Annotated in this window: 12 protein-coding genes; 5 read left to right on the top strand and 7 right to left on the bottom strand. The window is 66.5% G+C overall.

What is annotated here, in order from left to right:
• The first annotated feature begins 30 nt into the window (after positions 1 to 30).
• Together ACK4HJ_RS15100 and ACK4HJ_RS15095 are read left to right on the top strand one after the other, a co-directional pair.
• Positions 31 to 1,725: an EAL domain-containing protein gene (locus ACK4HJ_RS15100; protein ID WP_409833083.1), complete on the top strand. Its 1,695-nt coding sequence runs from the start codon at positions 31 to 33 to the stop codon at positions 1,723 to 1,725.
• 67 nt (positions 1,726 to 1,792) lie between these two features.
• Positions 1,793 to 3,490: an ABC1 kinase family protein gene (locus tag ACK4HJ_RS15095; protein ID WP_409833081.1), complete on the top strand. Its 1,698-nt coding sequence runs from the start codon at positions 1,793 to 1,795 to the stop codon at positions 3,488 to 3,490.
• Between the two features lie 169 nt (positions 3,491 to 3,659).
• On the opposite strand, the gene ACK4HJ_RS15090 is transcribed toward ACK4HJ_RS15095, so the two are convergent.
• The 3 genes from ACK4HJ_RS15090 to ACK4HJ_RS15080 are packed head-to-tail and all read right to left on the bottom strand — an operon-like array spanning position 3,660 to position 5,964.
• Positions 3,660 to 4,490 (bottom strand): extracellular solute-binding protein, encoded by an 831-nt coding sequence (locus ACK4HJ_RS15090; RefSeq protein WP_409833203.1) that lies wholly within the window; start codon positions 4,488 to 4,490, stop codon positions 3,660 to 3,662.
• Positions 4,491 to 4,495: 5 nt separating this feature from the next.
• Positions 4,496 to 5,230 carry a phosphate ABC transporter ATP-binding protein gene (locus tag ACK4HJ_RS15085; RefSeq protein ID WP_409833079.1) on the bottom strand — a complete coding sequence of 245 codons (735 nt, stop codon included), beginning with the start codon at positions 5,228 to 5,230 and terminating at the stop codon, positions 4,496 to 4,498.
• On the bottom strand, positions 5,227 to 5,964 hold the full coding sequence (locus ACK4HJ_RS15080) for an ABC transporter permease (RefSeq protein ID WP_409833077.1): 738 nt from the start codon (positions 5,962 to 5,964) through the stop codon (positions 5,227 to 5,229). Before ACK4HJ_RS15080 ends, ACK4HJ_RS15085 begins: the two co-directional genes overlap by 4 nt.
• A gap of 90 nt (positions 5,965 to 6,054) precedes the next feature.
• Between ACK4HJ_RS15080 and ACK4HJ_RS15075 the strand changes: the two genes are divergently transcribed.
• The 3 genes from ACK4HJ_RS15075 to ACK4HJ_RS15065 all read left to right on the top strand — a co-directional run bounded on the left by ACK4HJ_RS15075 (position 6,055) and on the right by ACK4HJ_RS15065 (position 9,865).
• Complete coding sequence (locus tag ACK4HJ_RS15075) at positions 6,055 to 7,179, top strand: substrate-binding domain-containing protein (RefSeq protein WP_409833075.1); 1,125 nt, start codon at positions 6,055 to 6,057, stop codon at positions 7,177 to 7,179.
• Positions 7,180 to 7,453: 274 nt separating this feature from the next.
• Complete coding sequence (locus ACK4HJ_RS15070; RefSeq protein ID WP_409833073.1) at positions 7,454 to 8,074, top strand: TRAP transporter small permease subunit; 621 nt, start codon at positions 7,454 to 7,456, stop codon at positions 8,072 to 8,074.
• A gap of 3 nt (positions 8,075 to 8,077) precedes the next feature.
• A complete protein-coding gene (locus tag ACK4HJ_RS15065; protein WP_409833071.1) occupies positions 8,078 to 9,865 on the top strand; it encodes a TRAP transporter large permease subunit in 1,788 nt (595 codons plus the stop codon).
• A gap of 520 nt (positions 9,866 to 10,385) precedes the next feature.
• On the opposite strand, the gene ACK4HJ_RS15060 is transcribed toward ACK4HJ_RS15065, so the two are convergent.
• From ACK4HJ_RS15060 to xseB, 4 genes are all read right to left on the bottom strand, one after another.
• A complete protein-coding gene (locus ACK4HJ_RS15060) occupies positions 10,386 to 11,468 on the bottom strand; it encodes a TRAP transporter substrate-binding protein (RefSeq protein WP_409833069.1) in 1,083 nt (360 codons plus the stop codon).
• A 318-nt stretch (positions 11,469 to 11,786) separates the two neighbouring features.
• A complete protein-coding gene (dxs, locus tag ACK4HJ_RS15055; protein WP_409833067.1) occupies positions 11,787 to 13,694 on the bottom strand; it encodes a 1-deoxy-D-xylulose-5-phosphate synthase in 1,908 nt (635 codons plus the stop codon).
• A gap of 135 nt (positions 13,695 to 13,829) precedes the next feature.
• Positions 13,830 to 14,780, bottom strand: coding sequence for a polyprenyl synthetase family protein (locus ACK4HJ_RS15050; protein ID WP_409833065.1), 951 nt, complete (start codon positions 14,778 to 14,780; stop codon positions 13,830 to 13,832).
• Positions 14,777 to 15,019, bottom strand: coding sequence for an exodeoxyribonuclease VII small subunit (xseB, locus tag ACK4HJ_RS15045; protein ID WP_409833063.1), 243 nt, complete (start codon positions 15,017 to 15,019; stop codon positions 14,777 to 14,779). The genes ACK4HJ_RS15050 and xseB overlap by 4 nt, the downstream gene beginning before the upstream one ends.
• Between the last annotated feature and the right edge of the window lie 223 nt (positions 15,020 to 15,242).

The raw sequence follows: 15,242 nt of genomic DNA, 5'->3' as shown, positions 1-15,242 counted from the left end.
CCGCCCACACAAGGGCGGGAGTGCGCATACATGGGTTCATCAATCTGGCATCACGTCACCCAGGGGTTTGCGGTGGCGTTTCCGCCGCTGCTTGAAAGCATTCTGTTCTGGGGCTTTGCCACGCTGGTGGTGCATGTGTGCCAGCGGCTGGTGGAACACACCGCGTATTCGGTAGACCCTTCCAGCCGCCGCATCAGTGCGTCGCACGCGGCGCTGTGTGTGGGTTGCGTGGTCTGGGCACTGGATGTGGTGGGGTTGTTCATGTATGCGGAGCTGGCTCACCATGTGCTGGAGCTGCTGCCCGCGCTCAGCGGCTTGCTCATCATGGCCGTCAGCGCAAGGCTGACCATTCCCACCCTCAGCACCAGCGCCAGCAAGCGGCGCATCGTGGTGGCCGGCGTGTGGCTGGCGGCGGGCATGCTGGCGGCGCACTTCACCATCACGCGCGGGCATGTGCACAGTTTTGCGCAGGTGAACTGGCTGGCCATCGTGCTGTCCATGGTCACGGCCGTGGGCCTGGCCACCTACACCTCGGTGCGACACCGCTCGGCCAAGATGAGCGTGCTCACGCCCCACTTTCGGCAACAGACCTGGCAGGACAAGCTGCTGTGCGGCGGCGCCATCCTGCTGCTGCACTGGCTGCTGATCAACACGTTTCCGCTGCAGCTTGGCGACCCGGCTGGCGACTCGGACGGCATCGCACTGCTGGTGATCCTGCTGTTGTTTGCCATCGCGGTGGCTGTGGAGCAGATGAGCAACATGCGCTGGGACGCTGGCCGCCAGCAGTTGCTGCGCAGGGGGTTGTCGCTGATGCGCGTGTCCAACATGGCGCAGAACGCGGCGCGCGACATGGAGCTTTCGCTGATTGCCGACCACCTGTCCACCCTGTTGCGACCCGAGCGGCTGGCCCTGCACTTCCAGCCCATTGTGGATATGCAGCAGCGCGGCATCCAGTTCGAGGCGCTGCTGCGCATGACGGACCCGGTGCTGGGCACCATCCACCCCGAGACCTTTTTGCTGGTATGCGAGCTGCAGGGCAAGACGGCCGAGGTGGACCGCATGATCCTGCGCAACGCGCTCGACTGTGTGCAGGCCTGGCAGCAGACGGGCGTGCAGGGCGCCTCCATCAGCGTGAACGTGGCGCCCATCACGCTGCTGGACGTTGGCTTTGCGCCCTGGCTGGAGGGCGAGCTGGCTGCGCGCGCCCTCTCCCCCCAGGTGCTGAAGCTGGAGATGACCGAACACGCCATCATCGCCCTGGGCTCACAGATGGTGGCCGCCATCGACGACCTCGGTCGCCGGGGCGTGGCGGTGCTGATGGACGATTTCGGCGCGGGCTACTCGTCGCTGGGCATGCTGGCCGACCTGCCCATCGCGGGCATCAAGTGCGAGCGCCTGTTTGTGCGCCGCCTAGCGCAGGACAGGCGACGCCAGTCGCTGCTGCGGCACCTGGCCGCGTTGGCGCAGGAGTTTGGCCTCACGGTGGTGGTGGAGGGGGTAGAGACTGTGCAGGAGCTGCAGGCGCTGGCCGCGCTGGGGCTGCACTGCATCCAGGGCTATGTCTACAGTAAGCCCCTCCCGGCGGCCGAGATTCCTGCCTGGGTCCAAACCCAGATGCCTACGCAGCGCGCCGCGCTGCAGGCAGCCCTGCTGGCGCCGCGCGCGCCCCTGCCCCACGATCCCGTCCCGGCATTGGCGCCCGTGCCATGGGCGCCGCGCGGCTGATGCGCCATGCCGCCACTGGACCTCGCACACAGGCAGCGCAGGTTCGGCGCACTATGATCCGCCCATCATGCTCATCGAGACGCTGGACACCGCGCGCGACCTCGGTCGCCTGAAAGAAATTCTGGGTGTGATGGTGCGCCATGGCTTTGGCGACACAGTGCGCCGCATGGGTCTGGCCGACCGGCTAGAGCGCGCAGGCCAGGCGCTGCACTGGCCCCAGGCGGCCGAACTGGCCCGTGTGGAGCCCCCAGCGCAGGTGCGCATGGCACTGGAAGAGCTGGGGCCCACCTTCGTCAAGTTTGGCCAGATCCTGGCGGGCCGGGCCGACCTGTTTGGTCCCGAATGGATCATGGAGTTTGAAAAGCTCCACAGCCAGGTGCCAGCCCTGCCCATCGACGTGCTGCGCCCGCAGCTGCGCGAGGACCTGGGCGGCGAGCCCGAAGCGGTGTTCGCCCGCTTCGACACCACACCGCTGGCCGCCGCGTCCATCGCCCAGGTGCACCGCGCGCGCCTGCACGACGGCACCGAGGTGATCGTGAAGATCCGCCGCCCCGGCATTGCCGACACCATCGAGGCCGACCTGCGGCTGCTGCAGCGGCTGGCCGCGCTGGCCGAGGCCGAACTGCCCGCCCTCAAGCCCTACCAGCCACAGGCGCTGGTGCGCGAGTTTGCGCGCTCGCTGCGGCGCGAGCTGGACCTGGCGGGCGAATGTCGCCAGGCGGAGCGCATAGCCACCAACCTGGCAGGGCTGCCGCACATCGTGATCGCGCGCGTGCACTGGGAGCACACGGGCGAGCGCATCAACGTACAGGACTTCATCTGCGGCGTGCCCGGCCACGCGCTGCACGCGCTCACGCCCGCCGCGGGCTTCGACCGCGCCCTGCTGGCGCGGCGCGGCACGCAGGCCATGCTCAAGATGATCCTGGAGGACGGCATCTTCCACGCCGACCCGCACCCGGGCAACGTGTTCTATCTGCCGGGCAACCGCATTGCGTTCATCGATTTCGGCATGGTGGGCCGCCTGTCGGAGCGCCGCCGCGACGACCTGCTGCACCTGCTGCTGGGCCTGGTGCAGCACCAGCCCCAGGCGGTGGTGGATGTGCTGCTGGGGTGGACGGGCGACGGCCCGGGCCTGAACGTGGGCCAGCTTGAAACCGAGATCGAAGCCTTTGTGGACCAGTACCACGGCGTGCCGCTGGCCCAGCTGAGTCTGGGCCAGATGCTGGCCGACGTGAGCACGATCCTGCGCGAGCACCACCTCGGCTTGCCGCCGGACCTGGCGCTGCTCATCAAGGCCTTCATCTCACTGGAGGGCATGGGCCGCAACCTGGACCCGGGCTTTCACATGGCCACCGAAACCCTTCCACTGCTGCGGCAGATGGCGCAGAACCGCTACCAGCCCCAGGCCCTGGCGGGCCGCGCCTGGCGCACCCTGCGCCGCGCGCTGAGCACGGCGGAGCAACTGCCCGACGACATTGCGCGCCTGCTGCGCAACGCGCGCCGCGGCAAGCTGCAGGTGGGCATCGAGCTGGCACACCTCAAGCGCGTGGGCGACCAGATCGACCGCTCGGCCAACCGGCTGGCCATGGCGCTGGTCATTGCGGCGCTCATCATCGGCTCGTCCATCGTGATGACCGTGAAGGGCGGGCCCACCCTGTTCGGGCTGCCGGCCTTCGGCTTTCTGGGATTCATGGGGGCCGTGGTGTGCGGGCTGTGGCTGGTGCGCGCCATCTGGCGCAGCAGCCACCGGCGGGATGATGACTGAGAGGCGCTGCTGCCTCGACCTGCCTGCTGCTGGGGGATGTGTTTGATGCGGCGAGTGCGATGTTGTCGGGTGGCGCCCTTCGCACTAACCCGACCCACCTGCTGCAACTGGCGCAGATGTAGGTCGGGTTAGCGCAGCGTAACCCGACGCTATACCCCGGCTCCCGCGGTCACCTCTGCGCGTTAGGAAAGAACAACTGCTCGCCACCAATCTTGTAGCCCGCAATCGCCTGCTGGCCGGCGGGCGACACAACCCAGTCCACAAACTTCTGGGCGTCCTGCGCTTTCACATGCGGGTGTTTGGCAGGGTTCACCACCATCACGCCGTATTGGTTGAAGAGCTTGGTATCGCCCTCCACCAGCACGGCCATGTCGGCGCGGTTCTTGAAGTTGAGCCAGGTGCCCCGGTCGGCCAGCACATAGGCGCCGCTGGATGCTGCAATGTTGAGCGCCGGGCCCATGCCGCAGCCGCATTCCTTGTAGCCACTGCCCTTGGCGGTGTCGGCGCCGGCCAGCTTCCAGTAGCGCAGCTCGGCCGCGTGGGTGCCGCTTTTATCTCCGCGAGAGACGAATTTCGCGTTGGCGGCGGCCAGCTTTTGCAGCGCGGCGACGATGTCTTTGCCCTTGGTGCCCACCGGATCGTCCTTGGGGCCGATGAGGATGAAGTCGTTGTACATCACGGGGTAGCGCTTCACGCCCCAGCCGTCGGCCACAAACTTTTCTTCGGCCACCTGGTCGTGCACGAACAGCACGTCGGCGTCGCCGCGGCGCGCCATGTCCAGGGCCTGACCGGTGCCCAAAGCCACCACCTTCACGTCCAGGCCGCTGGCCTTCTTGAACTCGGGCATCAAGTAGCCGAACAGGCCCGACTGCTCGGTGGACGTGGTGGACGCCATGGTGATGTTCTGCGCGTGCGCAGCACCGCATACTACAAAAATAGTAGCTGCCAGCGCTTTCTGGACAAGCGCTACAGCCCTAAAAGGCTTGAAACTCTTCTTCATCGTGGTCATCCCAGTTCTCCTTTGACAAACAAACGGGCGGCCTCCGGCAAGGGGCCGTTGAAAAAATCGTGCACTGGCAGGTCGGCCACCAGGCGGCCGTGCTCCAGGTAGATCACGCGGCTGGCCAGGCGCTTGACTTGGCCCAGGTTGTGGCTGCTGAAGACCATGGTCACCGGGTGCGCGGGGCCGGCGCTGCCGTGGCTGGCGGCGAAGTCGGCCATCAGCGCCTCGACCTCGCGCTTGGCGTGCGGGTCGAGGCTGGCGGTGGGCTCATCGAGCAGCAGCACATCGGGCCGCCTGGCCCAGGCCCGCGCCAGGGCCAGGCGCTGCTGCTGGCCGCCCGACAGCGTGCGGGCGTTCTGCGCAGCCAAGTCTGCGAGGCCTACGCGTGCCAGGGCCGGCAGGGCCTGGGCCCGCGCCTCGCGCCAGCGGGTGCCGCGCAGCCACAACGCCAGCGCCACATTGTTTTGCGCGCTGGTGCGCAGCATGTGGGGCCGCTGGAACAGCATGGCCTGGCGCATGCTGGGGTCGCAATGCAGTCCGCCTCCTTGTGCATCGGCCAAGCCATGCAGGACGCGCAGCAGGGTGCTCTTGCCGCTGCCGTTGGCACCTACTAGGGCCACGCGCTCGCCGGGCTGGATGATGAGGTGGATGTCCGTCAGCGCCTGCACGCGGCCATAGCGCACGGTGACGCCGTCCAGCATTGCCCAGGGGGCGACCACGGTGCCAGGGGCCCTCATGCCGCGACCCCCACCGGCGTGCTGCTGGCGGCACCGTCCACCCTCTCGCGCCAGCGGCGCAGCAGGCCCACCAGCACGTTCAGCGCCAGCACGACGGCCAGCAGAATCAGGCCCAGCGCCAGCGCCAGCGGCAGGTCGCCCTTGCTGGTCTCCAGCGCAATGGCGGTAGTCATCACGCGCGTGAAGCCGTCAATGTTGCCGCCCACGATCATCACCGCGCCCACTTCCGAAATGGCGCGGCCGAACGATGCGATCAGCACGGTGAGCAGCGCATAGCGCTCGTCCCACGCCAGCAGCAGGCTGCGCAGCAGTGGCCCAGCGCCCAGTGACCGCAGTTGTTCGCCATGCGCGCGGTCGGCATCCTCCACCACCTGGCGCGTGAGCGCAGTCACCACGGGCAAAACCAGCAGCGCTTGCGCCAGCACCATCGCCTTGAAGCTGAACAGCCAGCCGAGCGCGCCCAGCGGGCCGCTGCGCGACAACAGCAGGTACACCAGCAGCCCGATCACTACCGATGGCACGGCCAGCAAGGTGTTGAGCACCGCCAGCACGGCGCCACGCCCGGCAAAGCGCGCCACGCCCAGCCAGGCGCCCAGCACCAGGCCCAGCCCGCAGGCCAGCAGGCAGGCCGTGGCGCTGACGGACAAAGACCGGCCGACGATGCTCCAGAGCACAGGGTCGGACGAAAGGGTGAGCTGCAGCGCTGTGCTCGCGCTTTCGGAGAGGGTGGACATCGATGAAAACAGACCAAGGTGACGCCCCGTGCGGCGCACAGGTTTGGGCTATCGTAGGCACCCACTGAATAACCAGCGATATGTAATCTCGTGCATAGGGTCCAGCTCCACTACACACTCAGCCGCGATGCGGGCAACGCCCTCATCCGCAACCCTTTGCCCGAGTTGCTGCAGGCCGTGGCAGAACGCGGTTCCATCTCGGGTGCAGCGCGCGGGCTGGACCTTTCCTACCGCCATGTGTGGGGCGCGCTCAAGCGGTGGGAGGAACAGCTGGGCGGCGAGCTCATCGTGTGGGGCAAGGGACAGTCGGCCCAGCTCAGCGAGTTCGGCACCAAGCTGCTGTGGGCCGAACGCCAGGCCCAGGCGCGGCTGGCTCCGCAGATTGCCGCGCTGCATGCCGACCTGGAACGCGCGTTTGCCGTGGCCTTTGACCCCGATGCCCACGTGCTGACGCTTTACGCCAGCCACGATGACGCGCTGGCCACACTGCGCGCACATGCAGCCCAGCCGGGCAGTGCCAGCCCGCTGCACCTGGACATCCGCTTTGTGGGCAGCGTGGACGCCATTCGCGCGCTCAACGAGGGACGGTGCACGCTGGCGGGGTTCCACACGGTCGAGCACGCCGGTGCCGAATCGCTGACGGCCCACACCTACAAACCCCAGCTGCAGCCGGGCCTGCACAAGCTCATCGGCTTTGCGCAACGCACGCAGGGCCTGATGGTGGCGCATGGCAACCCGCTGGGGCTGCGCACGCTGGCCGACGTAGTGCGCACCGGCGCACGGTTTGTGAACCGGCCGCTGGGCAGCGGCACGCGTGTGTTGCTGGACGACCTGCTGGCGCAATCAGGCATTGCGGCCGATGCGGTGCAGGGCTACGGGCTCCATGAACCCTCGCACACCGCCGTGGCCCAGGCCGTGGCAGCGGGGGCAGCGGACGCAGGCCTGGGCATCGAGTTGGCGGCCCGCGCGCGCGGGCTGGACTTTGTGCCCCTGGTGCAGGAGCGCTACCACCTGGCGTGCCTCAAGGCCAGCCTGGACCAGCCCGCCACGCTGGCGCTGCGCACCCTGCTGCGCACTACGCAATGGCAAGCTCAGCTCGCCGCTGTACCAGGGTATGCGCCGCTGCACTGCGGCGAGGTGCTGGCCATGAGCACTGTGCTGCCCTGGTGGAAGTTTGCACGCCGCAAACCCGAACGGCCGGGCCGGGCAGGCTGACACGGGGGCGTCACCCACAGACCAGAGCCACGGCCTCCGTGCCCGCGCAAAACGGTCGCAGCGCACCAAAAATGGTCTAGGAAGAAACCCTTATTGCTCCTATATCAGGAGCAATAAGTTCAGCATCAGCCTAGGGATAGCCCCGTCACGCTGCCGTCAGGCTCTGCCTAGACTGCTCCGTAGAATCGCGCCCTTGAAAAAGTTGGTTGGGCGGCCTGCGCAGATCCGCGGGCCGCACCGCACACCCCCGGCACGCCTTTCCATTGGAGACACCATGCAGGCATTACTCAAATTTTCCAGGGCCGTTGACTGGCTGAGCTCTGGCATCGGCAAGCTCAGCATGTGGCTGATCCTGGCCACCACCCTCATCAGCGCCGGCAATGCCGTCGTGCGCAAGGCATTCAACACCAGCTCCAACGCACTGCTCGAAGTGCAGTGGTATCTGTTTGCCGCCGTATTCATGCTGGGCGCGGGTTACTGCCTGCTCAAGAACGCCCACGTCCGCATCGACTTCATCGCGTCCCGCCTGTCGGCACGCACGCGCAACTGGATCGACATCGTGGGCATTCTGGTGGTGCTGTTTCCGTTTTGCTGGATCTGTATCGACCTGGGCTGGCCGCTGTTCGTGCGGGCCTGGGAATCGGGCGAAATGTCGCAAAGCGCGGGCGGCCTGGTGCGCTGGCCCGCCTACGGCCTCATCCCGCTGGGCTTTGCGCTGTTGATGCTGCAAGGCGTGTCCGAGCTGATCAAGCGCGTGGCCTTCCTGCGCGGCCAGGGGCCGGACGCGCTGTCGCACGATAACGAGCCGTCGGAAGAAGAAAAGCTGGCCGCAGCCATGGCCGCGCAGCTCGAAGCCGATGCCAAGAACACCATCCCATCTCCCAAGGCAGGCTAAGCCATGCTCGCGACCTTTCTGACCCAAAACTTCGTTCCGCTGTTGTTCGGCGGCCTGCTGCTGCTGCTGCTCACCGGCTTTCCGGTGGCCTTTGCGCTGGCTGCAGCCGGAATGGGCTTTGGCTGGCTGGGCATTGAACTGGGCTTGTTCCCTTCCGTGCTGTTCCAGGCACTGCCGCTGCGCATCTTCGGGATCATGCAGAACGATACGCTGCTGGCCATCCCGTTCTTCACCTTCATGGGCATCATCCTGCAGAAGTCCGGCATGGCCGAAGACCTGCTGGAGACCGTGGGCCAGATCTTCGGCCCCGTGCGCGGCGGCGTGGCGATTGCCGTGATACTGGTGGGCGCGCTGCTGGCCGCCACCACAGGCGTGGTGGCCGCGGCGGTGATCTCCATGGGCCTGATCTCGCTGCCGATCATGCTGCGCTACGGCTACAGCCGGGTGCTGGCCACGGGCGCCATCACGGCCTCGGGCACGCTGGCCCAGGCCATTCCGCCGTCGCTGGTGCTGATCGTGCTGGCCGACCAGCTCGGCCGCTCGGTGGGCGACCTGTATGCCGGCGCACTGCTGCCTGGCTTCATGCTGGTGGGCTTGTACATCCTGTTCGTGGTGGCGATTGCCATCTTCCTGCCCAAGTGGGCCCCCGCACTGCCGCCGGAAGCCCGCATCTACCGCGAGCCCAATGGCAACTCCGGTCACAAGTCGCTGCTGGTGCTGCTGCTGATCTGCGCGGCCGTGGGTTTTGGCTGGGCGCAGGTGCACGACACACTGATGACCCGCTGGCTGGAGCGCAGCATGCCTTCGCCACGCGACGAGATCGTGATCCTGTCGATGACGCTGGCCTCGCTGACCGCGCTGGTGCTTTCCATCCTGAACCGCATCGCGCGCCTGGGCCTGCTGTCGCGCCTGGCCGAGCAGGTGACCTTTGTGCTGATGCCCCCGCTCATCCTGATCTTCCTGGTGCTGGGGACGATCTTCCTGGGCGTGGCCACACCCACCGAAGGCGGTGCCATGGGTGCGGTGGGCGCCCTGGTGCTGGCCATGATCAAGAAGCGCCTGAGCTGGACGCTGATGCAGGAAGCCATGGACAACACGGCCCGCTTGGCGTCGTTCGTGCTGTTCATCCTGATCGGGTCCACCGTGTTCAGCTTCACCTTCAACGCGGCCGACGGCCACTTCTGGGTGGAACACCTGTTCGACAAGGTGCCCGGCGGCCAGATCGGCTTCCTGCTGGTGGTCAACCTGCTGATCTTCATCCTGGGCATGTTCATCGACTTCTTCGAGATCGCGTTCATCGTGGTGCCCCTGCTGGTGCCCGTGGCCGAGAAAATGGGCATCGACATGATCTGGTTCGGCGTGATCATCGCCATGAACCTGCAGACGTCCTTCCTCACGCCTCCGTTCGGGTTTGCGCTGTTCTACCTGCGCAGCGTAGCGCCGCGCAAGGACTACAAGGACCGGGTGACCGGGGCGCCCATACGCGCGGTGAGCACCACCGAGATCTACAAGGGCTCCATCGCGTTCATCTTCATCCAGTTGGCGATGGTGGGCATCATCATGGCCAACCCGGGCTTGGTGACCGGCAACATCGACCACGGCGAGGCCATGAGCGAGGAAGACGTGCTGCAGCGCCTGAACAGCATGGGCGGCGACCTGACGCCTCCGCCCGACCCGTCGCTTGACGCGGCCAGCGACCCCGCTGCCGATATGGATGCCCCGGCCGCCTCCGAAGAAGTGGACCCGCTGAAGGCGCTGCAGGACTCGATGGCGGGCGAGAAGAAGAACTAGAACGGAGCCAAGGCAAGCGACGGCGGCTTACGCCGCGATACGCCACCCCCCAAAGCCCCCTGGCAGGCCTCCTGCCCGGGGGCTTTTTACATGGGGTCTGACCCAAGGGCGGGGGGACTTGGGAGCGGAGGGCAGGCCTGGGGCGATCGCAGTACTCTGCAGGACCATTTGGGATGAAGCACGCCCCACCACTGGCGGGACCGCAAAGGCCACCGCGCGCTGCCGCGCATCACCCTGCGTAGCGGGAAAGGGTGGCTCGCAACGCCACTAAATTGCCCCTGCAATCCGCACACGCGTTCGGGCCATGCTTGACCAGTACCGCGCGAAGGTCCTAAGACGATCTTTGGAGAGCCCCCATGCCTTGACACGGCCCAGTGCGCCCTGACCGCGGCACGCACACTACACGCTTCTTCAACCACCACGCTCAAACGCAAAAAAGCCCGCCGGGCGAACCGGGCGGGCTTTCTGTCGCACTGCCAAGGCAGCATGCGACCGCTGCATTGGCGCTGAAGGAAGATGTTTAGATCTTCTGTGCCGACATGAAGGTGTCGTAGCGGGCTTCCGCAAAGCGGAACCAGAGGATCTGGTCGCGCTGGAAGGTGCGCATGTCGGCGTAGATCTTCTTCCACTCGGGGCTCTTGGCATCGTTCTCGGCGAAGACTTCCATGGAGGCCTTGAAGGACGCGTCCATGACGGCTTGCGAGAAGGGCAGCACCTTGGTCTTGGCGGCCACCAGTTGCTTCAGCGCGCCGGGGTTCAGGGCGTCGTACTTGGCCAGCATGTCGGTGTGGGCAAAGGCCGCAGCCGCTTCCACGATGGCCTTGTTCTCGGCAGACAGGGACTCCAGCGCCTTGTTGTTGATGAAGAAGTCCACTTCAGGACCGCCTTCCCACCAGCCGGGGTAGTAGTAGAACGGAGCGACCTTGTTGAAGCCCAGCTTCTGGTCGTCGTACGGACCCACCCACTCGGCTGCGTCCAGGGTGCCCTTTTCGAGCGACTGGTACACCTCGCCGCCGGGGATGCTCTGGGGCACGGCGCCCAGCTTCTGCATCACTTCGCCGATCAGGCCGCCGCCCAGGCGCATCTTCAGGCCCTTGAAATCGGCAGCGGTCTTGATTTCCTTGCGGAACCAGCCACCCATCTGCGTGCCGGTGTTGCCACCAGCGTAGCTGGTCATGTTGTAGCCGTTGTAGAACTCGTTCATGAGCTTGCGGCCGTTGCCGTGCATCATCCACGCGTTCATCTGGCGGGCATTGAAGCCGAAGGGAATGGCCGAGCCCAGCGCGAAGGCGGGGTTCTTGCCGTAGAAGTAGTACGGCACGGTATGGGCCATTTCCACGGTGCCGGCTTGCACGCCGTCCACCACGCCGAAGGGAGGCATCAGTTCGCCGCCAGCATGCACGGAGATTTCGAACTTGCCGCCAGACATGGCCTTCACGGCCTTAGCGAAAACCTCAGCGCCGCCATAGATGGTGTCCAGCGACTTGGGGAAGCTGGAGGCCAGGCGCCAACGAACGGCGGCCTGCGCGTGGACAGCGGGCGCAGCGCCTGCAGCCAGCACGCCAGCGATGCCAGCGTGCTTGATGATTGAACGACGATCCATGAGGTTCTCTCCGATATATTGATTGGAAAACTTGGGCGCACGCGTTGTGCACGGCGGGCCAAGGACTGTTTCAGCCGGGTTCATTGTAGAAACATGCCCCAGCGGACTTTTGGGGGTTTTCCCGCGAAAAATCCGCGTCTTCTACAAGACTTCAGGCTTCTGCAAGCATCTGCGCGACAGTGCGTACCGGGGCATTGAGCGGGCCTGTAAGAGTCCCCCGCGCCACACCCAATACCGCTGAACGACTGCGCCTGGTTGGTGCAGTGATTGCAACTCGGTTGGCCTGGCCCTGCCCGGCCGCTGCGGGGACCCAGCCCCTCAGGCGGCCCGCACTTGCGGCGCCGCCGCCGACAGAAAACGCGCCTCGATGGACGCACGGATCCCCTTGGCATCCAGACCTTGCAGGGCCATGAGCTTGGCAGGATCGCCATGCTCGATGAACACGTCGGGCAGGCCCAGCTGCAGTACGGGGCGCACGATGCCCGCAGCGTTCAGCGCTTCGGTCACCGCGCTGCCTGCGCCGCCCATCACCGCGCCGTCTTCCAACGTCACCAGCGCATCATGGCGCTCGGCCACATCGCGCAGGAGGGCTTCGTCCACAGGCTTGGCCCAGCGCATGTTGACCACCGTTGCGTCGAGCGATTCGGCTGCTTCCAGCGCGGGGTATAGCAAGCTACCGAAAGACAGGATGGCGACGCGCGGGGCCTTGGTGTCCGTGCCCTGGCGCTCCCGGCGAACCTCACCCTTGCCGAACGGCAGCGCGTCCAGCCCGGCGAGCGGCGCCACGCCCGCGCCACTGCCACGCGGGTAGCGCACGGCGACCGGGTGGTTCTGCGCGAAGGCGGTGGACAGCAGCTGGCGGCACTCGCGCTCGTCAGCAGGGCAGGCCATGCTCATGTTGGGGACGCAGCGCACGAAGGGAATGTCGTATGCGCCTGCGTGCGTCGCTCCGTCGGCCCCCACCAGGCCTGCGCGGTCCAGCGCAAACACCACGGGCAGGTTCTGCAGCGCCACGTCGTGGATCAGCTGGTCGTAGCCACGCTGCAGGAAGGTGGAATAGATGGCCACCACGGGCTTGACGCCTTCGCAGGCCATGCCCGCGGCAAACGTGACGGCATGCTGCTCGGCAATGCCCACGTCGTAGTAACGGTCTGGAAAGCGCTTTTCAAACTCCACCATGCCCGATCCTTCGCGCATGGCAGGCGTGATGCCCACCAGGCGCGCATCGTGCGCGGCCATGTCGCACAGCCACTGGCCGAACACCTGCGTAAAGGTCTGCTTGGGCGGCGTGGCGGGCTTGGTGAGGCCCACGCTGGGGTCGAACTTGCCGGGTCCGTGGTAGGCAATCGGGTCGGCCTCGGCCAGCTTGTAGCCCTGGCCTTTTTTGGTGACCACATGCAGGAACTGCGGGCCCTTGAGACCCTTGATGTTTTCCAGCGTGGGGATCAGCGAGTCGAGGTCGTGCCCGTCGATGGGGCCGATGTAGTTGAAGCCGAATTTCTCGAACAGGGTTGCTGGCACCACCATGCCCTTGGCCTGCTGCTCAAAGCGCTTGGCCAGCTCCAGCAGCGGCGGCGCGTTCTTGAGCACGCTCTTGCCCACGTCGCGCGCCTTGGCGTAGAACTGCCCGCTCATCAGCTGCGCCAGGTAGCGGTTCAGCGCGCCCACCGGCGGGCTGATGCTCATGTCGTTGTCGTTGAGCACGACCAGCAGGTTGCAGTCGGCCACACCGGCGTTGTTCAGCGCCTCGAAGGCCATGCCGGCCGTCATGGCGCCGTCGCCGATGATGGCCACCGCATGGCGGTTCTCACCCTTGCGCTGGGCGGCCAGGGCCATGCCCAGCGCGGCCGAGATGCTGGTGCTGGAGTGCGCCGTGCCGAAGGTGTCGTAGATACTCTCGGCCCGCTGCGGAAAGCCCGAGATGCCGCCCAACTGGCGCAGCGTGTGCATGCGGTCGCGGCGGCCGGTCAGTATTTTGTGCGGGTAGGTCTGGTGACCCACGTCCCACACCAGGCGGTCTTCGGGGGTGTTGAAGACGTGGTGCAGGGCCACGGTCAATTCCACCGTGCCGAGGTTGGAACTCAAGTGCCCGCCGGTCTGCGAGACACTGTCCAGCACAAACCCCCGCAGCTCGGCGGCCAGGACTTTCAGGTCCGCACGCGACAGCTGTCGCAGGTCGGCCGGATCGTTGATGGTCTGCAGCAGGGGGTAGGAAGTCGTGGACATTTACTATCTTTTTAATAGCTGTCAGCGCTTATTGGATAAGCGCTAGCGGCCAGTTTTACTTGCATTTTTATTGCACACCGCCCCACTGCACGCAGGCTGGGCAAGGTGACGTTCGTGCGAAGCAGCGGCATCGCATCAGTACGACCGCTGCACCACCATGTCCGCCAGGGCCGCCAGCGGGCGGGCGTCGGGCAGGCCGCTGCGCGCGAGGGCTGCGTGGGCCTGCGTGAGCAGGTCCTGCGCATAGGCCTGGGCCTGCTGCAGGCCCAGCAAGGATACATAAGTGGGCTTGTCGGCCGCCGCGTCCTTGCCGGCCGTCTTGCCCAGGGTGGCGGAGTCGGCCACCACGTCGAGGATGTCGTCCACCACCTGGAAGGCCAGACCCATGGCCGCGCCGTAGTCCGACAAGGCCTGGTAGGCGGTGGGCGATGCCTGGCCGCAGACCGCCCCCATGAGCACGCTGCCCTGTAGCAGCGCCCCGGTCTTGAGCAGATGCATCCGGCGCAGCTGGTCTTCCGTCAGCGCCACGCCCACGCTCGCCAGGTCAATGGCCTGGCCGCCCGCCATGCCCGCCGAGCCGGCCGCACGCGCCAGCAGGCGGCACAAGGCGGCCTGCGCGGCTGCGGGGATGTCCGAATCTCCGGGCGTCAGCAGCTCGAACGCAAACGCTTGCAGCGCATCGCCAGCCAGCAGGGCCGCGGCCTCGCCAAACTGGACGTGCACCGTGGGCTTGCCCCGGCGCAGAACGTCGTTGTCCATGCAGGGCATGTCGTCGTGCACCAGCGAATACGCGTGGATCAGTTCCACAGCACAGGCCGCACGCAAGGCGGCGTCGTCCATGGCGCGCTGTGCTGCGGCATCCGCGTTTTCGGCAGCGCTGCGGGCGGCCTCGTGCGCCGCCAGCACCAGCAGCGGGCGCAGCCGCTTGCCACCGTCCAGCACGGCGTAGCGCATGGCGTCGCCCAGGCCGGCAGGTGCGTCCACGCCCACCCATTGCGACAAGGCCTGCTCCACGCGGGCAAGGTGGTTCCGGCTCCAGGGGCCGGTGTCAAAAGCGGAATTCAAATGCATGGGGACGGCGCTCATTCCTGTGTCCAGGGTTGCAGCTGGCCCTCATCCAGCACCTTGATCTGGTCCTGCACGGCTTCGAGCCGTTGGCGGCAGAACGCGAGCAGCGTGGCGCCGCGCTGGTAGCCCGCCAGCATCTGGTCCAGCGGCAACTGGCCCGATTCGATGCGGGCCACGAGTTGCTCCAGCTCCTCCAGCGCCGCCTCATAGCTGGCAGGTTGGGCGGGTAAGGCGGGGGTTGCGGGAGCCTTGGGCATGGGCAGGGCGCTGGGCGCGGATGAAAAACCGCCGATTTTAGGCGCAGCACCGAGGTGCCTGCACCGACCCCGGCCCGCCCCAGCCGCAATGGCACACGCGGCCTAATCACGTAGCGGGGGTGCGGGAATAACCCCACCGCCTATAATCCCATTCCCGTCGAGCCGGCTACCCACCCTAGCCGGTTTTCTTTTTCCAGATGCGCCCCGGCGCACCTCCCTGTGG

It is taken from the genome of Acidovorax sp., from assembly GCF_046294525.1.
Lineage (GTDB): Bacteria > Pseudomonadota > Gammaproteobacteria > Burkholderiales > Burkholderiaceae_C > Acidovorax.
Note: the sequence above shows the minus strand (reverse complement) of the source record. Positions and strands in the feature narration are given on the sequence as shown.